Origin of the sequence: Amycolatopsis sp. NBC_00355 (genome assembly GCF_036104975.1) — a bacterium.
Lineage (GTDB): Bacteria > Actinomycetota > Actinomycetes > Mycobacteriales > Pseudonocardiaceae > Amycolatopsis.
The window spans coordinates 6427296-6451553 of sequence record NZ_CP107982.1; the positions used below are offsets into that span (position 1 = coordinate 6427296).

Genomic DNA, 24258 nt, shown 5'->3' on the forward strand with positions numbered 1-24258 from the left:
AGGTGACCCGGTTTACCGCATGCTTGTGTAGTCCTACTCTACGTAGAGTACGAGACTTACGACACAGAACTTGCGAGGTTCAAGATGCCCGACGCCGCGACCCGGACCGAACGAGTTCCCGTCGGAGTCGACCCGACCCGGGCCAGCATCGCGCGGGTCTACGACGCGTTCCTGCTGGGTAAGGACAACTACGAGATCGACCGGGAGGTCCTGAAGCAGGTGCAGCAGGCCGCTCCCGAAGCGCAGGACCTGGCCTTCGAAAACCGCGGTTTCCTCATTCGCGCGTGCCGCTTCCTCGCGAGCCAGACGGGTATCACCCAGATCCTCGATCTGGGGTCCGGTCTCCCGACCGCCGAGAACACCCACCAGGTCGTCCAGCGGATCAACCCGGAGACCCGGGTCGTCTACGTCGACAACGACCCGGTCGTGCTCGCCCACGGCCGGGCGCTGCTGGAAGAGAACGAGCACACCCACTTCGTCGCCGAGGACATCTTCGAGCCGGCGCGGATCCTCGAGAACGAGATCGTGCGCGAGCACATCGACTTCACGCAGCCGCTGATCATGTTGCAGATGGGCACCCTGCACCACTTCAAGGGCGACCACGACCGGCCGGCGGAGATCATGAGGGAGTACGTCGACGCGCTGCCGTCGGGCTCGTTCGTCGGCCTCAGCCACTTCTTCGACCCGGAGAACGAAGACTCCGCGACCGCGCGCCGCATGGAGGACTTCTTCGTGCACAGCCCGATGGGCTCGGGCACGTTCCGGACGCAGAAGGACATCGAGGCCTTGTTCGCCGGCCTCGAAATGGTCGATCCCGGCGTGACCCTGTGCGCCGACTGGTGGCCGGACGGCCCGCGCCTCAAGGAGCTCAACGTCGCGCAGCGCACCATCGCCGGCGGCGTCGGCCGCAAGCCGTAACTAGACGCGGACGAGCGGGAGCCACTGCGAAAGGTCGGCCCGGGAGCCCGAAGCGGACACCCGGCCACCGGCCACCGCAGTGGTCCAGTCCAATCGGCCCGTGGCCAGTTCGAGCCAGGTGCGCGGGTCCGTCTCGATCACATTGGGCGGCGTGCCGCGGGTGTGGCGCGGACCGTCCACGCACTGGACCGCCGCGAACGGGGGCACCCGGACCTCGACCGTCCTTCCGGGAGCGTCGGCCGCCAGCGCGCGCAGGCTGAGCCGGACGGCGGCGGCCAGCTCCGGGCGGGCCGGGTCGGGCCCGTCGCCCTGCAGCCACGGGGAAATCGCCTGCACCGCCGCACGTAACTGTCCGGGGTCGACCGAACGCGAAGAGGCCATGGGCAAACAGTAGAGTGGCGCACCAAGAGTTTTCCGGCACACCCGAGAACGTGGGGATCACGATGGCGCAGCGGGACGAGGCAGATCGGATGGTTTCGCAGCAGCCAGCCGGAAACGGACCGGATCGCCCCGGCAAGCACGGCAAGCACAGCCGGTCGGCGCGGCGAGGCGGCCAGCAGGCCCGGCGCTCCGGCAAGCACGGCACGCCGGAGATCACCGAGGAGATGCGCGCGAACGCGCGCGCCAACCCCAACAGCTGGCTCTACGTCATCGACGAGGCCTTCGACCCGAACGGCCCGGTGCCGTCGTGGGCGGTCGTCGGCGCGTACCCGGTGAACGACGCCGGCGACGTCGTCGCGGACTTCCACGCGAACGACCGCTACCGGCCCTCGCCCAAGGCGCTCGGGTTCCCGGAGCCGTCGAACGACCTCGAGCAGCTGCTGCAGCTCGTCCGGACCGAGCACCGGCCGCCGTCGGACCTGCCGAAGGTCGTCCTCGACTCGACGCTGTTCGTCTACGCGATGTCGCCGGTGCAGCGCACGGTGATCGGCTTCCACAACACCGACGGCCGGGTCATGGTGCCGGCCTACACCCGCAAGGCCCTGGTGCCGCGCGAGTGGCCGCACGCCCGCGCGGTGGTCGGCCGCGACATCGTCAGCCTGCTCGGGGGTCACCCGGTCGCGATCAACCCGCACGACCTGATCACCGCCGTCGTGCCGGCGGAACACCTGATGAAGGCGCTGGCGGACGAACAGCAGCGCTGACGGCGTCACCCTTGAGCCCCTCACTCTTTCGAGTGTCACCGGGTAGCCGATCCGGCGACACGGGTGCATCGTGAGGCTCGATGAGGCTCACGGGACAGGTGGGGGGCATGAGGGTGCTGGGCCGTTTACGAAGAGGCCGTTCGTTGCCGCTCCTCGCCGCCGCCGTGTTCCTGGTCGCCGGGCAGGCCCCGGCGACCGCCGTCGACCTCTACGACGGCGCCGAAGACCACTACGCCGGTTCGCAGATCGCCAAGGTCGAAGGGATCGACGCGCTCCCGGACGTGCTCTACGCGGCCGACGACCAGCAGCTCGGCCACGACGTCAGCGGTCACCAGGGGCCGGTCGACTGGGGCGGCGCGGCGGGGGCGGGCGCGAAGTTCGTCTACGTCAAGGCGACCGAAGGCACCGGCTTCGTCAACCCGCAGTTCGCCCAGCAGTACAACGGGTCCTACGACGCCGGGCTGATCCGCGGCGCCTACCACTTCGCCCGGCCGGACGTCTCCGACGGCGCGTCGCAGGCGAAGTACTTCCTGGCCCACGGCGGCGGCTGGTCCGCCGACGGCAAGACGCTGCCGGGCGCGCTCGACGCGGAGTACAACCCGTACGGCGAAACCTGCTACGGCAAGGACGCCGGCGGAATGGTCCGCTGGCTCAGCGACTTCTCCGAGACCTACCGCGCGGCCACCGGCCGGTACCCGACGATCTACACGTCGACGAGCTGGTGGAAGCGGTGCACCGCGAACAACGGCGGTTTCGGCGCCAACCCGCTCTGGATCGCCCGCTACAACACCACCATCGGCGAGCTCCCGGCCGGCTGGAGCGTGCACACGATCTGGCAGTTCGCCGACCGCGGCACCCTGCCGGGCGACCAGAACTGGTTCAACGGCGCGGCCGCCCGTCTGCGGGCGCTCGCGCTCGGCTGAACGGCTCAGCCGTTCGCGGTAATAGGTGTTAACCAGTCACCAATTGACGATCAACTTCCCGGGAAAATCACCCACGCGTATACCCAATTTCACGGAACTGAGTGACAAACCCCTGGTGCGTCGCTAACAATCGTGCTCGGGCGGCTACCTGCAGTAAGCCGTCCTCAGCGAGGGTATCTGTGAAGGGATTCAACGATGTCCACTTCCCGAAGAGGGCGGCTGTTCGCTGCCCTGGCCGTCCCCGCCACGCTGCTCCTGCTCGGCAGCACGGTCCAGGCGACGGCCGCGACCATCTCCCCCGAGGTCGATCCGGTGTCCGCGATCAACGCGGACATCGCCGTGCACAACCACGACATGGGCTCGCAGATCCGGCGCGTCGAGGGTGACAAGTCGACGCCGGACACGCAGAAAGCGGCGCAGCAGCCGCAACCCGCCCAGGCCATCCCCGGCCAGGTGCTGGCCACGGTGGCCGGCATGGACGTCGCCAGCTACCAGGGCAACGTCGACTGGGCGAGCTGGTGGAACCAGGGCAAGCGGTTCGTCTGGACCAAGTCCACCGAAAGCACGAGCTACACCAACCCGTACTTCGCCCAGCAGTACAACGGTTCCTTCAACCAGGGCTTCATCCGCGGCGCCTACCACTTCGCCACCCCGAACACGGCGAGCGGCGCCGCCCAGGCGAACTACTTCCTGGCCCACGGCGGCGGCTGGTCGCGGGACGGCAGGACCCTGCCCGGCGCCCTGGACATGGAGTACAACCCGTACGGCGCCACCTGTTACGGGCTGAGCAAGGCGGCGATGACGTCGTGGATCCTCGACTTCCACGACACCTACCACGCCAAGACCGGCCGGTACCCGGTGATCTACACGTCCCAGAGCTGGTGGAACCAGTGTGTCAACGCCGACTTCGCCAGCACGGCCCCGCTGTGGGTCGCGCGGTACGCGTCGTCGGTCGGCACCCTGCCCTACAACTGGGGCTTCTACACCGTCTGGCAGTACACCTCGAGCCCGCTCGACCAGGACACCTTCAACGGTGCCATCGACCGGCTCCAGGCCCTCGCCAACGGCTGACCCGCACCACCCCCGGCTCCCGGATCGTGACGACTTCGCGTCGTCTCGGCCGGGAGCCGGTTTCATGCCGTACCGTCCGAGCTTGCAGAATGCTGCTCACGACGTCCTGGGGGAACCGCACGCGTCCGCCGGGCGTCGGATGCGCACGAACACCCCGCGCCCGGAAGGCATGACCGATGACCTACCCGCCTCAGCCGGGCCAGCCCGGCCAGCCCGACCCGTACGGCCAGCAGCCGCAGTCCGGCGGCTTCCCGCAGCAGCCGTATCCCCAGCAGGGCGGGTGGGACCCGAACCAGCAGCAACAGCCGTACCCGACGCAGCAGTACCCGCAGGGCTGGGACCCGAACCAGCAGGGTTACCAGCAGCCCGGTACCGCCGGCTACCCGCAGCAGGGCTGGGGTGACCCCAACCAGCAGCAGCAGGGCTGGGCCGACCCGAACGCGCAGCAGCAGCAGCAGCAGCAGGCGTGGGCGGACCCGAACGCCCAGCAGTACGGCCAGCAGGCGTGGGACCCGAACTCCGGCGGCCAGATGTCGGGCTGGGACCAGCAGGGTGGTTACGGGCAGGGCTTCGGCGGGCCGCCGGCGCCGCCCAAGCAGAGCAAGACCGGGATGTGGATCGCCGTCGGCGCCGTCGTGGTGCTGGTGCTGGCCGGCCTGGGCATCACCGGGTTCGTGGCACCCGGGTTCTTCCTCTCGAAGGACGACAACACGAACGTGGCGTCCCCGGGCACGAGCACCTCGGCCAAGCCGACGACGCCGAAGAGCACCCCGAAGAAGTCGACGACCCCGAGCACCAAGGCCTCGACGCCGGGCGGTGGCTCGGGCTCGGGCCAGGGCAAGGTCGTGCTGCAGGGCTTCATCGACAAGCTGAACGCCGGCGACAACAACGCCGCGATCGCGATGGGCTGCTCGGACTCGAAGGACCTGCTCGACTCGTGGCTCAAGACGTTCCTCAAGTCGCCGCTGCAGCTCGAACTCGGCGACGTGCCGGACGACGAGTACCTCGTCGAGGGCCAGGTCACCGGAACGTCCGCGGGCAAGTCCGTCAAGGGCACGCTGAGCGCGACGAACTTCGACGACAAGGGCTTCTGCGTCAGCACCATGCTGGTGTCCTGAACTGGTGAAGCTGTGGCGATCACCGCTGGCGTGGACGTTCGCCGCGTCACTGGTGCTGCTGCTCGGGGTCGGCGGCTGGTTGCTGACCGACCCCGCCACCAGCCGCAGTGACGCGCTCAAGACCGGCGGCCTGGCCGGCGGCGCGATCGTGGCGCTGTACGCGCTCTGGCTGAACGACCGCCGCCGCCGCGTCGAGGAACGCCGCCAGGACATCGAGCGGCAGCGTCACGAACTCGAGTCGCAACGCGCGGAGCAGGACCGCGAGCGGGTGGCGGACGAGCGGTTCGCGAAGGCGGTCGAGCTGCTCGGCCACGCCGCCGACCAGGTGCGGGTGGGGGCGCTGCACGCACTGGCGGGGCTGGCGCGGAGCCGCCCGGAGTACACGCAGACGGTGCTGGACGTGCTGTGCTCCTACCTGCGGCGGCCGTTCCAGCACCCGCGGTACGAGTCGGACCTTCCCCGCAAGACCCAGGAAACCCTCGTCGGCCAGCCCGACGACGAGCGCGAGCTGCAGGTCCGGCTGACCGCGCAACGGCTGGTCGTCGGACTGCTGCCGCCCGCCGCCGAGGTCGGGTCACCGTCGTACGACCTCGATCTGACCGGCGCCGCGCTCGAGTACTTCGACCTCTCGAAGCGCCGGCTCGGCGATCTCTGGCTCCGCTACGCGACCCTCTACAGCAGCACGAGCCTCAGCGGCACCGTGTTCACCGGCAAGGCGTACTTCACCGGCGCGAGCACCGGCTCCGGCCGCCTGACCGGGGTGTTCCGCTGCAAGGGCGCGCGGTTCGAAGGCAACGCCTGGTTCAGCGGCACGACCTTCGGCGAGCTGGCCGACTTCACGAACACGACGTTCGCCGGGCCGACGACGTTCAAGGACGCCAAGTTCCTGAAGGACGTGGTGCTCGCCGGCGTCTCCGCCACCTACTCGCTGGATCTGTACCGAACCCGTTTCGAGGGTCAGACCGACCTGCGGTTCTCCGCGCTGCCCGAGTCCGTCTCGCTGTACAACACGCGCGTCCAGTCCGAAAAGGACGTTCAGCTGCCGGCCGGTTGGAAGCTCGAAAAACTGCGTGACGGCGGCGTGCGGATCGTGGCCGAGTGAAGCGCTTTTCGCCCCTGGTGGCCGCTTTTCTGTTCAGCGCCGTCATCTTCGCCGGTGTCCTGGTGTGGCTGCTCGCCGACCGCGGGACCAGCCGGGGTGATGCGCTCAAGACGGCCGGGCTGGCAGGCGGCGCGGTCGCGGCGTTGTACGGGCTGTGGCTGAACGACCGCCGCCGGCGCACCGAAGAGGACCGGCACGAGCTGGAACGCGGCCGGATCTCCGACGAGCGCTTCGCGAAGGCCGTCGAACTGCTCGGGCACCAGGCCGACCAGGTCCGGGTCGGCGCGATGCACGCGCTGGCCGGGCTCGCGCGGACCCGGCCCGACGTCTACGCGCAGACCGTGCTCGACGTGTTGTGCGCGTACCTGCGGCTGCCGTTCGCCCACGAGGACTTCGGTGACGACGTCGAGGATTCCGCCGCGGCCGAGCGGGAGCGGCAGGTGCGGCGGACGGCTCAGCAGCTGGTCCAGACCCTGCTGGCGGACGTCGACGAGCCGGACGGGCCGGCGTACGCACTCGACCTCTCCGGTGCCCGGCTCGAACGGTTCACCCTCGCGCACAAGCGGATCGCCTGGCTCGGCGGGCAGCAGATGAAGATCTTCACCGGGGCCCGGTTCGTGGACACGTCGTTCGAAAGTTCGGCGTTCTTCACCGGCGCGGAAATGCACGGGCCCGTCGAGTTCGTGCGGACGAAGTTCGGTTCGGGCACGGGCTTCCGCGGTTTCACCGTGCACGACGAAGTGACGTTCGACGGCGTCGAGTTCGCGCTGCCGCCCGATTTCGGCGAGGCGACCTTTCCGGACGGGACGAAACTGCCCTGAGCAGCCCCCGTTTTCCAGGCTAGCGGAGGGCACCGACAACAATCGGTGCCCTCCGGTCAGCTGTCCCCAGGTCTACCAGGTCAGTCGAACAGGGCCGGGAGCGTCTTCTCCCAGGCTTCGCGCAGTTCGTCGAGCGTGAACTCCGTGATGCCCTGCAGCTCCAGCTTGCCCGACTCCGGGTCGACCACGCCGGTCTTGCGCCAGGGGAGGCCGCGCGCGGTGCACATCTCCGTGAAGCGCAGCTCCTCGGTGCGCGGGACCGCCACCAGCACGCGGCCCGACGACTCGGAGAACAGCTGGACGAACGGGTCCTGGCCGTCGTCGAGGAAGAACCGGGCGCCGCACTGTCCGATGAGGACGGTCTCGACGAACGCCTGGATCAGGCCGCCGTCCGCCAGGTCGTGCGCGGCCGAGATCATGCCGTCGCGGGAACCCGCCACCAGGATGTCCGCGAGGAGCTTCTCGCGGGCGAGGTCGACCTTCGGGGGCACGCCGCCGAGGTGGCCGTGCAGCTCGCGGGCCCACGCCGAACCGTCCAGCTCGTCGTGCGTTTCACCCAGCAGCAGCAGGGTTTCGCCGGCTTCGGCGCCGATGCCGGTCGGGATGCGGCGGGTGACGTCGTCGATCACGCCGAGCACGCCGATCACCGGCGTCGGCAGGATCGCCGTCGACCCGGTCTGGTTGAAGAAGCTCACGTTGCCGCCGGTGACCGGGATGCCCAGCTCGACGCAGCCGTCCGCGATGCCGTGCACGGCCTGCTCGAACTGCCACATCACGCCCGGGTCGGTCGGCGCGCCGAAGTTCAGGCAGTCCGACACCGCGACCGGGGTCGCGCCGCCGGTCGCCACGTTGCGGTACGCCTCCGCCAGCGCCAGCTGCGCGCCGCGGTACGGGTCGAGGTAGACGAACTTGCTGTTGCAGTCCGTCGCCACCGAGACGCCTCGGCCACTCGACTCGTCGATCCGGATCATGCCCGAGTCGGACGGCTGTGACAGCACGGAGTTACCGCGCACGTAGCGGTCGTACTGCGACGTCACCCATTCCTTCGATGCCTGGTTGGGCGAGGAAATGAGACGCAACACGTCGGCGCGCAGTTCGTCCGGAGTGGACGGACGCGGCAGGTTCGCCGAGGTGTCGGCGATCAGAGCGTCCTGAAAGGACGGTCGCTCGATCGGCCGGTCGTACACCGGCCCCTGGTGCGCCACCGTGTGCGCCGGGACGTCGACGACGACCTCGTCGTGCCAGGTGATCACCAGGTGCTCGCCGTCGGTGACCTCGCCGATGTCGGTGGCGATGACGTCCCACTTGCGGCAGACCGCCATGAACGCCTCGACGTTCTCCGGCGAGACGACCGCGCACATGCGCTCCTGCGACTCGCTGGAGAGCACCTCGGCCGGCGTCATCCCGGTGGCGCGCAACGGAACCCGGTCGAGGTAGACGTGCATGCCGCCGTCGCCGGCCGCGGCCAGCTCCGACGTCGCGCAGGACAGCCCGGCGCCGCCGAGGTCCTGGATGCCGACGACGAGGTCGGCCGCGAACAGCTCGAGGCAGCACTCGATGAGCACCTTCTCGGTGAACGGGTCGCCGACCTGGACGCTCGGCAGCTTCTTGCGGCCACCCGAGGACTCGTCACCCGAAAAGGTGTCACTCGCCAGGACGGACACGCCGCCGATGCCGTCGAGGCCGGTGCGGGCGCCGAACAGGATGATCTTGTTGCCGGCGCCGGACGCGAACGCCAGGTGCAGGTCCTCGACGCGCATCGCGCCGACGCACAGCGCGTTCACCAGCGGGTTGCCCGCGTACGACGGGTCGAAGACCAGCTCGCCGCCGATGTTCGGCAGGCCGAGGCAGTTGCCGTAACCGCCGACGCCGGCGACGACGCCGGGCAGCACGCGCTTGGTGTCGGGGGCGTCGGCCGGGCCGAAGCGCAGCGCGTCCGCCACCGCGAGCGGGCGCGCGCCCATCGCCATGATGTCGCGCACGATGCCGCCGACGCCGGTCGCGGCACCCTGGTAGGGCTCCACATAGGACGGGTGGTTGTGGCTCTCCACCTTGAAGGTGACCGCCCAGCCCTCGCCGATGTCGACGACGCCCGCGTTCTCGCCGATGCCGGCCAGCATCTTGGCCTTCATCTCGTCGGTCGCGGTCTCGCCGAAGTAGCGAAGGTGCTTCTTGGAGGACTTGTAGGAGCAGTGCTCGCTCCACATCACCGAGTACATGGCCAGCTCGGCGTCGGTGGGCCGGCGGCCGAGGATTTCCCGGATGCGGGCGTACTCGTCGTCGGCGAGCCCGAGCTCGCGATAGGGCTGGGTGTGGTCCGGGGTCGCCCCGGCCCGCTCGGTGGTGTCAACGGTGCTGGTCACGGTGTCCGTGTCAGGGTTCGCCACGGCCGCCAGGATACGTGCCGGGCCCGGGTGCCCCGGACACTGGGCCGCCCCACCGGATATCACCGTTCCGGGTGTGACGGAGCAGACAACCCGAGTGGGCGAAGATCACCCGCGAGCCACGGCGGAAGGCCCGCGCGGAGTAGCTCTTCCGGTCCCGGATCGGCTGATCCGGCGCTGCGGCATCCGGGCGACCGGCCCGGTGCGTGACCACCGAGCGGAGGTGCGGCCGCAGGCTGGCGGGCGAAAATCGGTCGCCTTCCGCTGGTTGTCGGCTTAACGTCGGGAATCGTGCTTTCCGCCACATACCCCCTTCCGCCGCTGCGGCTGCCCGCACGGCCGACCGCGAGCCGGTTCCTGCTCGCCGTGTTCCGAGCCCGGCTCGGCACGGTGCTGGGCTCGGCCACGATCGGCGTCGTGTGGGCGCTGCCGGGCGCCCTGCTGCCCCTGGTGATCGGCCAGGGCATCGGCGCCATCACCGCGCACGACGGGGCGGGCGTCGGGCGCTGGGCGCTGGCCGCGGCCGCGCTCGGCGTCGCCCAGACCCTGGCCGGGACCTGGATGCACTTCCTCAACTACGGCCTGTGGCTGCACGGCGCGGGCTCCACCCAGCGGCTCGTCTCGGCGCACACCACGCGCGTCGGCGCCGGCCTGCGCGAGAAGACGACCACCGGCAACCTGGTCGCGATCGCCACGACCGACATCAACCACATCGGCAACACCGTCGAGATGGCCGGGCGGGCGTTCGGCTCGCTGCTGGCGTTCGTCGTGGTCGCGATCTGGCTGGTCTCGACGTCGCCGCTGCTCGGCCTGGTCGCCCTGGTCGGCGTGCCGCTCGCGGTGCTCGGCATCGGGCCGCTGCTGGCCCCGCTGCAGAAGCGCAAGGCGAGCCAGCGCGAGATGCGTGGCGAGGTCAACGCGCTCGGCGCGGACATCGTGTCCGGCCTGCGGATCCTGCGCGGTATCGGCGGTGAGCGGCGGTTCTCCGGCCGCTTCCGCGAGACCAGTCAGCGGGTGCGCCGGGCCGGTATCGAGGTCGGCAAGGCCGAGTCGTGGCTGGCCGCGGCGGAGATCGCGCTGCCCGGCCTGGTCACCGTGGTGATCACCTGGCTGGGCGCCCGGCTGGCCGTGGGCGGCACCATCAGCGTCGGGCAGCTGGTGGCGTTCTACGGCGTCTCGATGTTCCTCATCTGGCCGGTTTCCGCGGCCACAGAGGCGGTCGGGTCATTCACGTCCGGCCTGGTGGCGTCGCGGAAGGTGGTGGCGTTGCTGGCACTGGAACCCGCGCTGGCGGATCCGGAGACGCCGGTGCGGCTGCCCGACGGGCCACTGGAACTGGTCGACACCGAGTCCGGCGTGCGGGTCGCGGCCGGGCAGCTGACGGTCGTCGACTTCGGCGCCGGCGGCGAGGCCGTGGCCGACCGGCTGGCCCGGTTCGCCGACCCGGCCGCGGGCGAGGAAGTGCTGGTCGGCGGGGTCCAGGCGGACCAGGTCGCGCTCGTGGAGCTGCGGCGGCGGGTGGTGTACGCGCACAACCAGGACATCTGGTTCTCCGGTGTGCTGCGCGAGCAGCTGACGCCGGCTCGGCCGGGCGGCGTCGACATCACCGAAGCGCTGTACGCGGCCGACGCCGACGACATCGTCGAGGCGATGCCCGACGGCGTCGACGAAGTGATCGGCGAACGCGGCCGCGAGGTGTCCGGTGGCCAGCGGCAACGGCTGAACCTGGCCCGCGCGCTGGCCGTGGACGCGGACGTCCTGGTGCTGGACGAGCCGACGTCGGCGGTCGACGCGCACACGGAGGCACGCATCACCGAGCGCGTCGCGGCCCTGCGCCGCGGCAAGACGACGGTGGTGTTCAGCCAGAGTCCTTTGTGGACACATGTGGCCGACGAGGTTTTCACGACGAAGGTAGTGACGGTATGAAGCGGCTCCCCACGGCGTCCCGGCGGGACGTCCGCCGCTGGGCGTTGCGGACAGCGGCGACCCACAAACGCGAGTGCGCGCTGCTGCTCGGCGCGCTCGCCGGGTCCACGCTGATCGGACTGGCCGGGCCGCAGCTGCTCGGATCGCTGGTCGACTCCGTCGCGGCGGGGACCACGACCACGCACGTCGACGTGCTGGCGGGTGTGTTCGTCGTGATCCTGCTGCTGCAGGCCCTCTCCCGGAAGGTCGCGCGGCTGCGCGGCGCGGTGTTCGCCGAGCTGGTGCTGGCCGAGACCCGCGAAGAGTTCGTCGGCACGGCCCTGCAGCTGCCGCTCGGCACCGTCGAAGCGGCCGGCACCGGCGACCTGCTCAGCCGGGCCACCACCGACCTCGGCCGGATCGACCACGCGGCGCGGTTCGCCGCGCCGGAGATCCTGGTCGCGGCGGTGACCGTGGTGTTCACAGTGGCGGCGATGGTGCTGACGTCGCCGCTGCTGTCACTCGGCCTGCTCGTCGCGGCGCCGCTGCTGATCAGCGTCAACGTCTGGTACCAGCGGCGGATCCCGGCGCTGATGCAGTGGATGCTGGACCGCTGGGCGGACCTGACGACCAGCGTCCACGAGACGGCGGAGGGCGCCCGCACGGTCGAGGCGCTCGGGCTGACCGAGCGGCGGGTCGCCGGTGCCCACGACGACCTGGACCGGAGCATCCTCGCGGAACGCCGGATGCGGGCGCTGCAGCTGCGCTGGCTGCCGTCGCTGGAGATCAGCTACGTGCTGCCGCTGGCCGTCATGCTGCTGCTCGGGCTGCTCGCCTACTCGCAAGGCTGGGCCGGGCTCGGCGTGATCACCACGATGCTGCTGTACATGCAGGCGATGGCGAACCCGCTCAACTCCGCGCTGTTCTGGCTGGAAGACCTGCAGGTCGCGGCCGCCGCGGCGCGCCGGATCCTCGGCGTCCGGGAGGTCGCGGTCGAGGAGACACCGAAGGTGACACAGGTGCCGCGTGGGCGGGACATCGACGTCCACGGCGTCCGGTTCGCCTACACGGCCGACCGCGAGGTGCTGCACGGCATCGACCTGCGCGTCCCGCGGGGCGAACGGCTGGCGATCGTCGGGCCGTCGGGGGCGGGCAAGTCCACGCTCGGGCGGCTGCTGGCCGGCATCGCGGTGCCGTCCGCGGGCTCGGTGCGGATCGGCGGCCAGGACGTCTCGGCCCTGGCCGACGACGTCCTGCGCGGCGAGGTCCTGCTGCTGACCCAGGAGCACCACGTGTTCTCGGGAACGCTCCGGCAGAACCTGGCCCTGCCGGCCCGCCGCGCCGGCGGCGACTGGACGGACGACGAGCTGACGACCGCACTGGCGTCGGCGGGCGCGTCCGCCTGGGTCGCGGCCCTGCCGGACGGCCTCGACACGAAGATCGGCTCGGGCGCGTACCCGGTGCCGGCGGCGGTCGCGCAGCAGCTGGCCCTGGCCCGGGTCGTGCTGGCGGACCCGCACACGCTGGTGCTCGACGAAGCGACGTCGCTGCTGGACACAGGCTCGGCGCGCGACCTCGAGCGGTCGCTGAACAGCGTGCTGGCCGGCCGCACGGTGATCGCGATCGCCCACCGCCTCCACACGGCGGCGGCGGCCGACCGCGTCGCAGTGGTCGAGGGCGGCCGCATCACGGAGCTGGGCCCGCACGCGGCACTGCTGGCGGCCGGAGGTTCGTACGCCCGGCTGGTGGCAGCGGCGAGCTGAGTCCGGAATGTCCGGACTGCCGACGTGTTGCTTGTGATTGAGCAGCCGACACGCGTAATCAGCGGGACGACACGCGTACTCGAGTGGACGACTCGCGTACCTGGGGAGTCGGATCGCGTACCTGGGGAGTCGGGTCGCGTGCCGGGAGGGTCGGCGCGGTGGCCGGGGAGGCGAAACCCTCCCCGGCCGGTGCGTCAAGCCTTGACCAGCGCGTCCACCGCGCTGAAGAACATGCCGAGACCGTCGTCCGACGGGCCGGTGAGCGCGTCGATCGCGTGCTCCGGGTGCGGCATGAGCCCGACCACGCGGCCGTTCTCGCTGCGGATGCCCGCGATGTCGTTGCGGGAGCCGTTCGGGTTGCCGCCCACGTAGCGGAACACCACCCGGTCCTCGGCCTCCAGCGCGTCCAAAGTGGACTGCTCGGCCACGTAGCAGCCGTCGATGTTCTTCATCGGGATGAGGATCTCGGCACCTTGCTCGTACCGCGAGGTCCACGCCGTCGAGGTGTTCTCGACGCGCAACCACTGGTCGCGGCAGATGAAGTGCAGGCCCTGGTTGCGGATCATCGCGCCCGGCAGCAGGCCGGCCTCGCAGAGGATCTGGAACCCGTTGCAGATGCCGAGCACCGGCATCCCGGCCCGCGCGGCCTCGATCACCGACGTCATCACCGGCGCGAACCGGGCGATGACGCCCGCGCGCAGGTAGTCGCCGTACGAGAAGCCACCTGGGACGACCACGGCGTCGACGCCGCGCAGGTCCTCGTCGGCGTGCCACAGCGGCACGGCCTCCGCGTCGGCGTAGCGGACCGCGCGGGCCGCGTCGCCGTCGTCGAGGGTGCCGGGGAAGGTGATGACGCCGATGCGGGCGCTCACGCGCCGACCCGCGTGATGGTCCACTGCTCGATCACCGGGTTCGCGAGGAAGCCTTCGGCGATCTTCTCGAGCGTCGCGTCGTCGACGGAGTCGTCGACCTCGATCTCGAAGTGCTTGCCCTGGCGGATCTCCTTGATCCCGGTGAAGCCGAGACGGCCGGCGGCGCCGAGCGCGGCCTGTCCCTGCGGGTCGAGGATTTCGGGCTTGGGCATGACGTCGACGACGACTCGGGCCACGGCAGGCTGCTCCTTATTCACGCAGGTCGTGGGTACCCGGCGAGCATAGTTCACCCGGTCCGCCGACCCGCCGCCCAGGTGTCGAGGGCCACCGGAAAACCTAGACTGGCCGACGGCGCGTCGCTGCGCCATGATGAGTCGTTGACATCGCGCCAACAGCTGTGGAGGCACCGTGGACTCCTATGACTACGTGATCGTCGGTGCGGGCAGCGCCGGGTGCGTGCTGGCGAACCGGCTCACCGAAGATCCGTCGGCGCAGGTCCTGCTGCTGGAGGCGGGCGCCGAGGACACCGCCGACGAAATCCACATCCCGGCCGCGTTCGCGTCGCTGTTCAAGACCCGGTGGGACTGGAACTACGAGACCGTCGAGCAGAAGCACACCGGCAAGCCCGCGTACTGGCCGCGCGGGAAGATGCTCGGCGGCTGTTCGTCGATCAACGCCATGATCTACATCCGCGGCAACCGCGCCGACTACGACGGCTGGCGCGATTCCCACGGCGCCGAAGGCTGGGGCTGGGACGACGTCCTGCCGTACTTCAAGCGCGCCGAGGGCAACCAGCGGCTCGGCGGGCCGCTGCACGGCACCGACGGCCCGCTGAACGTCGAGGACCGCCGGTTCACCCACGAGCTGTCGAGCGCGTGGGTCGACTCCGCCGTCGCGTGGGGCCTCAAGCGCACCGACGACTTCAACGGCGAGACCCAGGACGGCGCTGGCGACTACCAGGTGACCTGCAAGAAGGGCCGCCGCTGGTCGACCGCCGACGCCTACCTGCGCCCGGCGCTGGACCGGCCGAACCTCACCGTCAAGACGTCCGCGCCGGCCACCCGGATCGTCTTCGAGGGCACCCGCGCCGTCGGCGTGTCCTATTTGGACAACGGCGTCGAGCGCACGGCCCGCGCGTCCACCGAGGTGCTGCTCAGCGGCGGCGCGGTCAACTCGCCGCAGCTGCTGATGGTCTCCGGCGTCGGCCCCGCCGAGCACCTGCGCGAACACGGCGTCGACGTCGTCGCCGCGCTGCCCGGCGTCGGCGAGAACCTGCACGACCACCCGGCCTGCGGGATCATCTGGACCACCCGCGGCACCACCGACCTGGTCGACGCGGCGACGCCGGCCGGGCTCGTGCGCTACCAGCTGACCAAGCGCGGGCCGCTGACGTCGAACATCGGCGAGTCGGGTGCGTTCTTCTCCACTGTGGACGGTCAGACCGCGCCGGACATGCAGATCCACGTCGTGCCGTCGTTGTTCTACGAAAACGGGTTGCGCGAGCCGAACGTCGCCGGGTTCACCTCCGCCGCCACCGTGGTGGACGTCGCGAGCCGCGGCCGGCTGCGGCTGAAGTCGGCGAACCCCTTGTGGAAGCCGGAAATCGACCCGGCGTACTACGCGGAGCCGAAGGACATGGACGCGATGATCGCCGGGCTGAAGGCGCTCGTCGAGATCGGGAAGTCGGGGCCGCTCAAGCGATTCCTCGACAAGCCGTACCTGCCCACGCGGCACGATCTGACCGACGCCGAGTTCGTCGAGCACATCCGCGAGAACACGCAGACGCTGTATCACCCGGTCGGGACGTGCGCGATGGGCACCGGCGAGCAGGCCGTGGTCGACCCGCAGCTGCGGGTGCGCGGGGTCGAGGGGCTGCGGGTGGTGGACGCGTCGGTGATGCCGGTGGTGCCGCGCGGGAACACGAACGCGCCGACGATCATGGTGGCGGAGAAGGCGGCGGACCTCATTCGGGGGCGGTGAGGGCGGGCGGGCCGCGGCCCCCGGTATCCAGTTTACCGGGGGCTACCGACAGTTCCGGGGCTGCGGACGCGAGTTGTCCACAACCCCGGAGCGGGTCAGCGCTTGCCGTGGAGGATGGTCACCAGCTTGGCGACCATGGCGTCCGTCGACGGCTTGCGGGTGAACGACGTCAGCGTCAGCGGTGCCGTGAAGCGCTGGCGGGCGATGGCCTTCGTGCGGGCGAACTCGCGCAGGCCTTCCGGGCCGTGGATGCGGCCGAAGCCCGAGTCGCCGACGCCGCCGAACGGCAGCGAGGCGATGCCCGCGAACGAGAGCGGGGCGTTGATCGACGTCATGCCCGTGCGCAGCTTCTCCGCCAGCTCGACGCCACGGGACTTTGAAAAGACCGTCGAACCCAAGCCGTACTTCGTGTTGTTCGCCTTCTCGATCGCTTCGTCCATGTCGCGGACCTTCGCGATGGTCACCGTCGGGCCGAACGTCTCCTCCGTGACGGCTTCGGAGTCCTCCGGGACGTCGATCAGCACCGTCGGCTGCGCGTAGCGGTCCCCGACCGACTCCTCGCCACCCAGCACCGCCTTGCCGCCGCGGGCCAGGGCGTCCTGGATGTGGCGCTTGATCACGCCGAGCTGCGACGGCATGGTCACCGGGCCGTACTGGGCGGCCTCGTCCGAACCCGCGCGGACGTCCTTCGACTTCTCGACGACCTTCGCGACGAACTCGTCGTGCACCTTCTCGTGGACGTACACCCGCTCGACGCCGATGCAGGTCTGGCCGGAGTTGGAGAACGCGCCCCAGACCGTCGCGTCGGCCGCGGCGTCGAGGTCGGCGTCCGCGTCGACCAGCACCGGGTCCTTGCCGCCCGCCTCGATGACGACCGGGGTGAGCGTCTCGGCGGCCGCGGCCATGATCCGCTTGCCGGTGCCCGTCGAGCCGGTGAAGGCGATCTTGTCGACGCCGGCGCCGACCAGCGCCGCGCCCGTCTCGCCGAAGCCGGTGATCAGCTGCAGCACCGGCTGCTCCGGCACGATCTCGGCGAACGCGTCGACCAGCCACTTGCCGACGCCCGGGGTGTACTCGCTGGGTTTGAAGACGACGGCGTTGCCCGCCGCGAGCGCGTACGCGATCGAGCCGAGCGGCGTGAACACCGGGTAGTTCCACGGGCCGATCACGCCGACGACGCCGAGCGGCTGGTACTCGACGGTGGCCGCCTGGTTCGACATCAGCAGGCCGGCCGAGCGCTTCTGCTTGCCGAGGATCTTCTTCGCGTGCTTTCCGGCCCACGCGATGTGCTCGATGGCCAGGACGCTCTCGAGCTGCGCGTCGGCGATCGGCTTGCCGGTCTCGTCGCGCACCACCTGGCACAGCTGCGGCAGCCGCCGCGTCAGCACGCCCTTCCAGGCGCGAAGCCGCTCCGCGCGTCCGGCGAAGCCGAGGTCAGCCCACCACTTCGCCGCGACGCGCGCCCGCGCGACGGCGGCCTGGACGTCTTCGGCGCTGTGCACCGGGTAGGTGCCGACGACCTCGTCGGTCGCCGGGCTCAGCGAGTCGAAAGTCTCGCCGAGCGACGTCGGCTTAGGCTGGACGGCAGTCATCGGCGTCTCCCGCGGGTCGAGGTTCAGCCCAGGTTACGACGTTACTGACGTAGTGCCAATAGCGCCCACGGGCTTCGCCACCAGCATTGCACCGGCGATGGCCGCAGCAAAGACACCGAACACCGGAGCGAGCCACAGCGGCAGCACGCCGACCGCCAGCGAGCCGAGCCCGAAGCCGCACGCCTGCACCGTGAACGACAGCGAGAACCCCGCTGACCTGCGATTCTTCGGCAGCAGTCGCTGCAGGTTGACCGAGGTCGCGGCCACCAGCGGCCCGGTGCAGCCGCCGATCACGGCCACCGACCCGATCAGGCCCGGCCAGCCGAAGTCGCCCGCGAGGGCGAGTCCGCCGACGACGAACCCGCCGAGGAACAGCCGCGGGTCGCCGGTCTTGCCGCGCCACGCGTAGAGCGCGCTGCCCAGAATGCTCGCGCCGCTCAGCACCGCGATCACCACCGGCGCGGCCGTGTCGGGCGCGCCGAGCCGCTGGACGAGCGGCAGCGGCGCGACCTCGATCGTCGAGAGCAGCAGCCCGACGGTGAACGCGCAGCACAGCCACGGCAGGTAGGTGCCGACGCCGACCGGCGGCACGTCCGGCCCGGCTTCCTCTCGCTCGCGCTCGGCCGCGCGCCGCGGGACGACCACCGCGGCGCCCACGCAGGCGGCGGCCATCGCGGCGAGCGGGACGAACGGACCGGCCAGGTCGAGCAGCGCGACCAGCGCCGGCCCACCGATCAGCACGCCTTCGAGCAGCATCGCGTCGACGGAGATGGCCCGCGGCAGCAGCGCGTCGTCGACGGTGTCCGCGAGCAGCGTCCGGAACCCGCCGGACAACGCACCTGCGGTGGCGCCGGGCAGCAGGACCAGCGCGAGCAGCACGGCGTTCGGCGCGCCGGCGGACGCGGCGAAGGCGAGCACCGCGAAGCCGGCGGCGGTCAGGAGCAGCAGCGCGGGCAGGCCGCGCGTCACGCCGACGCGGTCCAGCAGCCGCCCGACCGGCACCGCGCCGGCCATCTCGGCGACGACGTAGACCGACATCAGCACGCCGCCGAGCCGGTACGAGCCGGTGGTGGCCGTGGTCAGCAGGGTGAACGCGAGTGGCGCCATGGTCGCCGGGAGGCGGGCGAACTGGACGCCCGCCGACCAGCGCCAGTAGGCGCGATGGGTGAACAACGACATGCGAGCACGCTCTTACGGCGACGGTTTGCGCCATACTGATTCGGGCACGAGCGAATCGTGAGGTCGTCATGATCGAGCTGGTCCTGAGCGCGGCCGGCAGCCAGCGCGTCCGCTTCGCGATCTCGCCGCTGGAAGAGGTCCTCGGCGCCGTCCAGACCCTGCTCGGGCTGCGCGGGCACCCGGCGCACCTGCCGTGGGTGGCCGGCGCGCCGTCGCTCGACGTCCCCGAGCTGACGGCGGTCCTGAGCGCGCGGCACTACATCACGGAGTTCCTCAGCCCGCCGCCCGCGGGCCCGGAGACGACGGCCGAGGCCCAGCTGCGGGTGGTCCGCGAGACGCCACCGCACCAGGTCGCGCTGGAGCTGGCGATGGTCGACGCCGACCTTTCGCTGCTCCCGGACGACCCGGCGACCGCGCGCGACCTGCTGGCCGATCAGCTCGAAATCGTCTGGGACGCACTGCTCGCGCCGCAGTGGCCGCGCCTGCGCGAACTGCTGGCGGCCGACATCGCGTACCGGACGCGGCAGCTCGGTTCCGGGGGCATCACCGCGATGCTGGCCGAGCTCCACCCGCAGGTCCGGCTGACCGGGACGTCGGTGCTGGTCGACGTCCGGTCCCGGGAACGGCTGGAGATCGACTCCCGCGGCCTGCTGTTCATCCCGGCCGTGTTCGCGTGGCCGAACGTCGGGGTGGTGACGGTGCCGCCGTGGCAGACGTCGCTGCTCTACCCCGCCCGCGGCGTCGCTTCCCTGTGGACGTCGGCGGCGGCGCCCCCGGAACCGCTGGCCGAGGTGCTCGGCCGGACGCGGGCCCTGCTGCTGGCGACACTGGACGTCCCCGCCGCGACAGCCGACCTGGCACACCGCTTCGCCCTTGCCCCGGCGACGGTGTCGGCGCACCTGACGGCGTTGCGCGCGGCCGGCCTGCTCGCGTCGGACCGCAGCGGGCACCGGGTCCTGTACCGGCGAACGGCTCTCGGCGACGCGTTGCTCACGGGCAAACTCTGACTAGGCTGGAATGACGACCCGTGAAGGAGAATCATCGATGCGTATCGTCCATTTCGGACATGCCTGTGTGCTGCTGGAGACCGGCTCGGAGCGGATCCTGATCGACCCCGGCGCCTTTTCCACGGACTTCGAGGGCGAGCGTGAGCTGTCCGCCGTGCTGATCACCCACCAGCACTTCGACCACCTCGACGTCGAGCGGCTGCCGAAGGTGCTCGAAGCCAACCCGGGCGCGAAGCTGATCGTCGATCCCGGTTCGGCCGAGGCCGTCGGGAAGCTGGGGGTCGAGTTCGACGTCGCCAACGTCGGGGACGCCTTCGCGGTCGGGGACACGTCGATCAAGGCCGTCGGCGGCGAGCACGCCGTGATCCACAGCGACATCCCGACGATCCCGAACATCGGGTACGTCTTCGACGACGGCGCGTTCTTCCACCCCGGCGACTCGTTCTTCGTGCCCGAGCAGAAGGTCGACGTCCTCGGCCTGCCGACCGGCGCGCCGTGGCTCAAGGCCGGCGAAGCCGTCGACTACCTGCGCGCGGTGGCGCCGCGGATCGCCGTGCCGATCCACGAAGCCGTGCTCGCCAACCCGGGCCTGCACTACGGCCTGTTCGGGAACCTCGCGCCCGAGGGCACCGAGGTGAAGGTGCTGGATCGCGCGGAGCCGGTGAAGCTCTAAGCGGCGACCGTGCGCAGCGAGCCGTAGGTCGCGCCGAACGCGCGGTTCTCCAGCGCGACGTCGACCGCGTCGAGGAGGGCCTGGCGGAGGCCGGGGCGGATGAGGTCGACGGCGTCGACGCCGAGCCGGACCAGGCCGCCTCGGCGAGCCGCCCGTGCGGACGCCAGCACCAGCGCGAAACAGCGCACCGTCTCGGTGCGCTGCGACTGGCTGGTGAACTCCTGGACGCGGGCGCGGCGCACCTCGCCGGTGACGAGGTCGCGCACCGCGCCGAGGTCCGCGCACAGCCGGAAGCCGTGCTCGGCCAACGCCTGGAGCGTGCCCTGGGACGCGATCCAGCGCGGCGGCGCGAAGCCGTCCACGCCCAGCCCGGCGGCGTCCAGCGCGGCCTTCGCGGCGATCAGCCGCAGCCGCGCCTCGTGCGCCGGGAGCGTCGCGAACTCCGCCTTCTTGCCCAGGTACACGGTGCGGTGCGTGGGTGTGACGACGTGGTCGTAACCGTGCAGCAGCACGGAATCACCCGTGCTGGCGCGAGTGCGCACCCACTCCGTCACCGGGCCTTCGCCGGTGCGAGCGGCGTACAGCACCGACAGCGGTACTTTGCGGCGGTCGAGCTCGGCCGCGAGATCGGCGCACCGGTGCAGCGTGCGCGGGGTGATGCCCGACAGCGAAACCAGCAACTGAGCGTCCACCCCACCATTGGGACGCACGCGTCTGACGTCGGCGTGAACTGCGCAGAACGGGCGGGCGGCCGTTGCCGGAAGGGTCAGACGCCTTCACGCAGGCGCTGGACCGCCACGGCGATGCGGCCACGCAGGTCGGGGTCGGAGACCTCGCCGTCGGCGACCACCGCGCGCGACACGGGGATCCGTGCGCAGGCGTCGTCGACGATCTTGGCGCCCGCGTACGTCAGCACCTTGCGCAACGAGTCGTGTGCGTCGCCGCCGCCAGTCGGCGCCGCAACGGACGAGGCGTTGATCCAGGCGACCGGCTTGCCGTAGATCTCACCGCCGCCGACGGTCCAGTCGAGCAGGTTCTTGAACGAGCCCGGCAAACCACCGGCGTACTCCGGGGTGCAGATCAGTACCGCGTCGGCGTCCCTGATGGCCGCCCGCAACCCCGCGACGGCGGGGTGCAGCGGGTCGCGGTCGTCATCGGGGTTGAAGTGCGGGAGTTCGCCGAGCCCGGTGAACGTCGTGCTCTCCGTGAGGGTCGCGACGGTCCCCAGAACCGCCGCATTGCCCGAGCCTGCTCGCAGGCTGCCGCAGATCAGCAGGATCACGGGGCCAGTCTGCCAGGGAAAGCCCGGTGATGCGGTGATACGCCTCGATGTAGCGGTCCCGGGTGGCCGTCACCACTTCGGGCGGCAGCGGCGGCAGCGGGGACACGCAGTCCCAGCCGGACGCCGGGTCGATCAGCCAGTCGCGCACGTGCTGCTTGTCGACCGCCGGCCGCGGCCGGCCGGGCCGGTGGCCGTCGGCGAGCCAGTAGCGCGCCGAATCCGGCGTCAGCACCTCGTCGGCCAGCACCAGGCCGCCGTCCTTGCCGATGCCGAACTCGAACTTCGTGTCGGCCAGCAGCAGGCCCTGCTCCGCGGCGCGCGCGGCGCCGCGGCGGTACAGCTCGAGCGAAGCCTCCCGGACCTCCTCGGCGAGCGCCCGGCCGAGGATCGAGACGAACGTGCCGAAGTCGATGTTCTCGTCAGGCTCGCCGGGACGGGCCTTGGTCGACGGCGTGAAGATCGGCTCGGGCAACCGCGCGGATTCGGTCAGCCCGGGCGGCAGCACGACGCCGCACACCGCACCTTCACGGCGGTAGTCCGCGTAACCGCGGCCCGTGAGGTGACCGCGGACGACGGCTTCGACGGGCAGCATGTCGAGCCGCTCGACGAGCATCGCCCGACCACGGACCGTGTCCGGAACGGCGGGCCCGTCGCAGGCGACGAGGTGGTTCGGGAGGACGTCGGCGAGCTCGCCGAACCAGAACACGCTCATCGCCGTGAGCACCCGGCCCTTGTCCGGGACGGGTGTGGCGAATACACGTTCAAATGCGGAAATGCGGTCGGAAGCAACGATCAGGAGCCGGTCGTCGCCCGCGTCGTACAGGTCGCGGACCTTGCCGGTGGCGAGCTTGGGGTGTCTGGGGAGGGGTGTCACGGGCTGAACCCTAACGGGCACGCTCCGCCACCGAGGATGATGCTGCACATGCCGCTGACATGGGTCTCGATGACGACCGACTACGGCCTGCGCGACGGCTTCGTGGCGGCCTGCCACGGCGTGATCGCGCGGCTGGCGCCGGCCGTCCGGGTCATCGACGTGACGCACGAAGTGCCGCCCCAGAACGTCCGCCACGGGGCCATGGCGCTGGCGCAGACGGCGCCGTACCTGCCGGAGGCGGTGCACGTCGCCGTGGTCGACCCGGGCGTCGGCACCGCGCGGCTCGGCGTGGTCGTCGTCGCCGGCGGCGGGTTGCTGGTCGGGCCGGACAACGGCCTGCTGCTGCCCGCCGCGCAGGCGCTGGGCGGCGTGCGGGCCGCGTACGAGCTGGCCGAGCCGTCACTGCAGCTGGCCGTGACGTCGGCCACGTTCCACGGGCGGGACGTCTTCGCGCCCGCGGCCGCGCACCTGGCGCTGGGCGTCGCGCCGGCGGACTTCGGCGACGCCGTCGAGACGCTGGTCGAGCTGCCCGAGCCGTTCGTGGCGGCGTTCCCCGGCAAGCTGGTGTCGGAGGTGCTGACGGTCGACCACTTCGGCAACGTCCAGCTCGCCGCGACGCCGGCCGACCTCGAGCTGAGCGGGCTGACCGGCGCGGTTTCGGTGCACAGCGAGCGGGTCGCGGTCACCACGACGGTCGGGCGGACCTTCGCGGACGTGCCGGCCGGGGCGAGCGTCCTCTACGCCGACTCGGCGGGACGGCTCGCCGTCGCGATCAACGGCGGTTCGGCGGCGGCCGTGCTCGGGCTGGGCCCGGCCCAGGAGTGCACGATCACCTCGTCGCCGACGGCCACCTGACCCGGCCGGAGCACCGCGGCCTTCATCCCGAACACCACGCCGCCGTCGGGGTGCCGGCGGTAGCTCGCGAGGGTGCGGATCGGCTCGGGGCCGGCTTTCGCGCCGGTCTCCTGGTCGACCATCGGCACGGTGCAGCGCACGCATTGCCGGGCGTAGCCGAACTTCGCGGTGCCGGCGGACATCACCCGGACGTCGTCCTCGCGGTGCGGTTCGGGCCAGCCGGACAGGAGCACGTTGGGTCGGAAGCGATCCATCGGCACCGGCTCGCCGCCGCGTTCGAGGATCCGGGCGTTCAGTTCGTCCAAAGAGGACTCGGAGGCGAAGAGCAGCGCGTGGCCGTCGGCGAACGCGGCCGTGCCCGGCGTCTCGCCGCCGGTGACGCGCTCGTGGTCCGGCGCCACGCCGACCAGCACCGACGGCAGGCCGAGGACGGTCGAGAACCACTCCGCGGCTTCGGCGCCCTGGTGGACGCCGTCGCCGTGCCAGGAGAAGGTCGACGCCGGGTGCCGCGGGCCGTCCCGCCGGACGTCGAGGACGAGGTCTTCGACACCCGGGGCGGACAGCGCGAGCTGGTCGCCCCGTACTTGCGGGCGGACCGCGGCCAGCACCGGGTGACGCCGCTGGCTGCGGAAGTCGCCGTCCGGCGCGACGACCTGGAAGACCCGGTCGTGCGCCAGCCCGGCGGGCCCGACGTCGGCGACCGGCACCGAAGTGCCGGCACAGCCCTTCACCGGGTAGTACGTCAGCCGCGCGATCCTCGCCATGTCCGCAGGCTACCCGGGCACTCGCCCGGG

The 24258-nt window shown here is 71.2% G+C and carries 23 protein-coding genes; 13 read left to right on the forward strand and 10 right to left on the reverse strand.

What is annotated here, in order from left to right; translation table 11 throughout:
• Positions 1-84: 84 nt before the first annotated feature.
• Positions 85-918 (forward strand): SAM-dependent methyltransferase, encoded by an 834-nt coding sequence (locus tag OHS18_RS29075; RefSeq protein WP_328447280.1) that lies wholly within the window; start codon positions 85-87, stop codon positions 916-918.
• Here the strand turns inward: OHS18_RS29075 and OHS18_RS29080 are convergent, their stop codons facing one another.
• Positions 919-1299, reverse strand: a complete 381-nt coding sequence (locus tag OHS18_RS29080; RefSeq protein ID WP_328447278.1) for a sterol carrier family protein — start codon at positions 1297-1299, stop codon at positions 919-921.
• 56 nt (positions 1300-1355) lie between these two features.
• Between OHS18_RS29080 and OHS18_RS29085 the strand changes: the two genes are divergently transcribed.
• The 6 genes from OHS18_RS29085 to OHS18_RS29110 all read left to right on the forward strand — a co-directional run bounded on the left by OHS18_RS29085 (position 1356) and on the right by OHS18_RS29110 (position 7098).
• Positions 1356-2063 (forward strand): type VII secretion system-associated protein, encoded by a 708-nt coding sequence (locus OHS18_RS29085; protein WP_328618595.1) that lies wholly within the window; start codon positions 1356-1358, stop codon positions 2061-2063.
• A 107-nt stretch (positions 2064-2170) separates the two neighbouring features.
• On the forward strand, positions 2171-2986 hold the full coding sequence (locus tag OHS18_RS29090) for a lysozyme (RefSeq protein ID WP_328613057.1): 816 nt from the start codon (positions 2171-2173) through the stop codon (positions 2984-2986).
• A 195-nt stretch (positions 2987-3181) separates the two neighbouring features.
• Positions 3182-4057, forward strand: coding sequence for a lysozyme (locus tag OHS18_RS29095; protein ID WP_328613058.1), 876 nt, complete (start codon positions 3182-3184; stop codon positions 4055-4057).
• A 176-nt stretch (positions 4058-4233) separates the two neighbouring features.
• Positions 4234-5175, forward strand: a complete 942-nt coding sequence (locus OHS18_RS29100; RefSeq protein ID WP_328613059.1) for a hypothetical protein — start codon at positions 4234-4236, stop codon at positions 5173-5175.
• A gap of 1 nt (position 5176) precedes the next feature.
• Complete coding sequence (locus OHS18_RS29105) at positions 5177-6277, forward strand: pentapeptide repeat-containing protein (protein WP_328618596.1); 1101 nt, start codon at positions 5177-5179, stop codon at positions 6275-6277.
• A complete protein-coding gene (locus tag OHS18_RS29110) occupies positions 6274-7098 on the forward strand; it encodes a hypothetical protein (RefSeq protein ID WP_328613060.1) in 825 nt (274 codons plus the stop codon). Before OHS18_RS29105 ends, OHS18_RS29110 begins: the two co-directional genes overlap by 4 nt.
• A gap of 80 nt (positions 7099-7178) precedes the next feature.
• Here the strand turns inward: OHS18_RS29110 and purL are convergent, their stop codons facing one another.
• Positions 7179-9485, reverse strand: a complete 2307-nt coding sequence (gene purL / locus OHS18_RS29115) for a phosphoribosylformylglycinamidine synthase subunit PurL (protein ID WP_442875282.1) — start codon at positions 9483-9485, stop codon at positions 7179-7181.
• A 288-nt stretch (positions 9486-9773) separates the two neighbouring features.
• On the opposite strand from purL, the gene OHS18_RS29120 reads away from it, so the two are divergent.
• Both OHS18_RS29120 and OHS18_RS29125 read left to right on the forward strand, forming a co-directional pair.
• Positions 9774-11408, forward strand: coding sequence for an ABC transporter ATP-binding protein (locus tag OHS18_RS29120; protein ID WP_328613061.1), 1635 nt, complete (start codon positions 9774-9776; stop codon positions 11406-11408).
• On the forward strand, positions 11405-13150 hold the full coding sequence (locus OHS18_RS29125; protein WP_328447267.1) for an ABC transporter ATP-binding protein: 1746 nt from the start codon (positions 11405-11407) through the stop codon (positions 13148-13150). Before OHS18_RS29120 ends, OHS18_RS29125 begins: the two co-directional genes overlap by 4 nt.
• A 194-nt stretch (positions 13151-13344) precedes the next feature.
• On the opposite strand, the gene purQ is transcribed toward OHS18_RS29125, so the two are convergent.
• Positions 13345-14022 carry a phosphoribosylformylglycinamidine synthase subunit PurQ gene (purQ, locus tag OHS18_RS29130; protein WP_328447265.1) on the reverse strand — a complete coding sequence of 226 codons (678 nt, stop codon included), beginning with the start codon at positions 14020-14022 and terminating at the stop codon, positions 13345-13347.
• Positions 14019-14258: a phosphoribosylformylglycinamidine synthase subunit PurS gene (gene purS / locus OHS18_RS29135; RefSeq protein ID WP_247059198.1), complete on the reverse strand. Its 240-nt coding sequence runs from the start codon at positions 14256-14258 to the stop codon at positions 14019-14021. Before purS ends, purQ begins: the two co-directional genes overlap by 4 nt.
• A gap of 172 nt (positions 14259-14430) precedes the next feature.
• Here purS and OHS18_RS29140 point away from each other — a divergent pair, with 172 nt between their 5' ends.
• Entirely contained in the window at positions 14431-16002 is a 1572-nt protein-coding gene (locus OHS18_RS29140; RefSeq protein WP_328613062.1) for a GMC family oxidoreductase, read from the forward strand.
• A 95-nt stretch (positions 16003-16097) separates the two neighbouring features.
• On the opposite strand, the gene OHS18_RS29145 is transcribed toward OHS18_RS29140, so the two are convergent.
• Both OHS18_RS29145 and OHS18_RS29150 read right to left on the reverse strand, forming a co-directional pair.
• Entirely contained in the window at positions 16098-17594 is a 1497-nt protein-coding gene (locus OHS18_RS29145) for an aldehyde dehydrogenase family protein (RefSeq protein WP_328613063.1), read from the reverse strand.
• 33 nt (positions 17595-17627) lie between these two features.
• Positions 17628-18773, reverse strand: a complete 1146-nt coding sequence (locus tag OHS18_RS29150; protein ID WP_328613064.1) for an MFS transporter — start codon at positions 18771-18773, stop codon at positions 17628-17630.
• A gap of 68 nt (positions 18774-18841) precedes the next feature.
• Between OHS18_RS29150 and OHS18_RS29155 the strand changes: the two genes are divergently transcribed.
• Together OHS18_RS29155 and OHS18_RS29160 are read left to right on the forward strand one after the other, a co-directional pair.
• Positions 18842-19780, forward strand: coding sequence for an ArsR/SmtB family transcription factor (locus tag OHS18_RS29155; protein ID WP_328447255.1), 939 nt, complete (start codon positions 18842-18844; stop codon positions 19778-19780).
• A gap of 37 nt (positions 19781-19817) precedes the next feature.
• A complete protein-coding gene (locus tag OHS18_RS29160) occupies positions 19818-20453 on the forward strand; it encodes an MBL fold metallo-hydrolase (RefSeq protein WP_328447254.1) in 636 nt (211 codons plus the stop codon).
• Here the strand turns inward: OHS18_RS29160 and OHS18_RS29165 are convergent.
• The 3 genes from OHS18_RS29165 to OHS18_RS29175 all read right to left on the reverse strand — a co-directional run bounded on the left by OHS18_RS29165 (position 20450) and on the right by OHS18_RS29175 (position 22609).
• Positions 20450-21145: a DUF2334 domain-containing protein gene (locus OHS18_RS29165; RefSeq protein WP_328613065.1), complete on the reverse strand. Its 696-nt coding sequence runs from the start codon at positions 21143-21145 to the stop codon at positions 20450-20452. The genes OHS18_RS29160 and OHS18_RS29165 overlap by 4 nt on opposite strands.
• Positions 21146-21219: 74 nt before the next feature.
• A complete protein-coding gene (locus OHS18_RS29170; protein WP_328459153.1) occupies positions 21220-21711 on the reverse strand; it encodes an NADPH-dependent FMN reductase in 492 nt (163 codons plus the stop codon).
• Entirely contained in the window at positions 21605-22609 is a 1005-nt protein-coding gene (locus tag OHS18_RS29175; protein ID WP_328447252.1) for a phosphoribosylaminoimidazolesuccinocarboxamide synthase, read from the reverse strand. The genes OHS18_RS29170 and OHS18_RS29175 overlap by 107 nt, the downstream gene beginning before the upstream one ends.
• 48 nt (positions 22610-22657) lie before the next feature.
• Here OHS18_RS29175 and OHS18_RS29180 point away from each other — a divergent pair, with 48 nt between their 5' ends.
• Positions 22658-23464: an SAM hydrolase/SAM-dependent halogenase family protein gene (locus tag OHS18_RS29180; protein ID WP_328613066.1), complete on the forward strand. Its 807-nt coding sequence runs from the start codon at positions 22658-22660 to the stop codon at positions 23462-23464.
• Here the strand turns inward: OHS18_RS29180 and OHS18_RS29185 are convergent.
• Complete coding sequence (locus OHS18_RS29185) at positions 23347-24228, reverse strand: MOSC domain-containing protein (protein ID WP_328613067.1); 882 nt, start codon at positions 24226-24228, stop codon at positions 23347-23349. The genes OHS18_RS29180 and OHS18_RS29185 overlap by 118 nt on opposite strands.
• Positions 24229-24258: the final 30 nt, after the last annotated feature.

Bases quoted from the DNA above. Each gene is read 5' to 3' on its own strand.
- OHS18_RS29100 (WP_328613059.1), top strand. From the start codon at position 4,234: ATGACCTACCCGCCTCAGCCGGGCCAGCCCGGCCAGCCCGACCCGTAC.
- OHS18_RS29180 (WP_328613066.1), top strand. From the start codon at position 22,658: ATGCCGCTGACATGGGTCTCGATGACGACCGACTACGGCCTGCGCGAC.
- OHS18_RS29185 (WP_328613067.1), bottom strand. From the start codon at position 24,228: ATGGCGAGGATCGCGCGGCTGACGTACTACCCGGTGAAGGGCTGTGCC.
- OHS18_RS29150 (WP_328613064.1), bottom strand. From the start codon at position 18,773: ATGTCGTTGTTCACCCATCGCGCCTACTGGCGCTGGTCGGCGGGCGTC.
- OHS18_RS29080 (WP_328447278.1), bottom strand. From the start codon at position 1,299: ATGGCCTCTTCGCGTTCGGTCGACCCCGGACAGTTACGTGCGGCGGTG.
- OHS18_RS29090 (WP_328613057.1), top strand. From the start codon at position 2,171: ATGAGGGTGCTGGGCCGTTTACGAAGAGGCCGTTCGTTGCCGCTCCTC.
- OHS18_RS29155 (WP_328447255.1), top strand. From the start codon at position 18,842: ATGATCGAGCTGGTCCTGAGCGCGGCCGGCAGCCAGCGCGTCCGCTTC.
- OHS18_RS29095 (WP_328613058.1), top strand. From the start codon at position 3,182: ATGTCCACTTCCCGAAGAGGGCGGCTGTTCGCTGCCCTGGCCGTCCCC.
- OHS18_RS29125 (WP_328447267.1), top strand. From the start codon at position 11,405: ATGAAGCGGCTCCCCACGGCGTCCCGGCGGGACGTCCGCCGCTGGGCG.
- OHS18_RS29160 (WP_328447254.1), top strand. From the start codon at position 19,818: ATGCGTATCGTCCATTTCGGACATGCCTGTGTGCTGCTGGAGACCGGC.
- OHS18_RS29145 (WP_328613063.1), bottom strand. From the start codon at position 17,594: ATGACTGCCGTCCAGCCTAAGCCGACGTCGCTCGGCGAGACTTTCGAC.
- OHS18_RS29075 (WP_328447280.1), top strand. From the start codon at position 85: ATGCCCGACGCCGCGACCCGGACCGAACGAGTTCCCGTCGGAGTCGAC.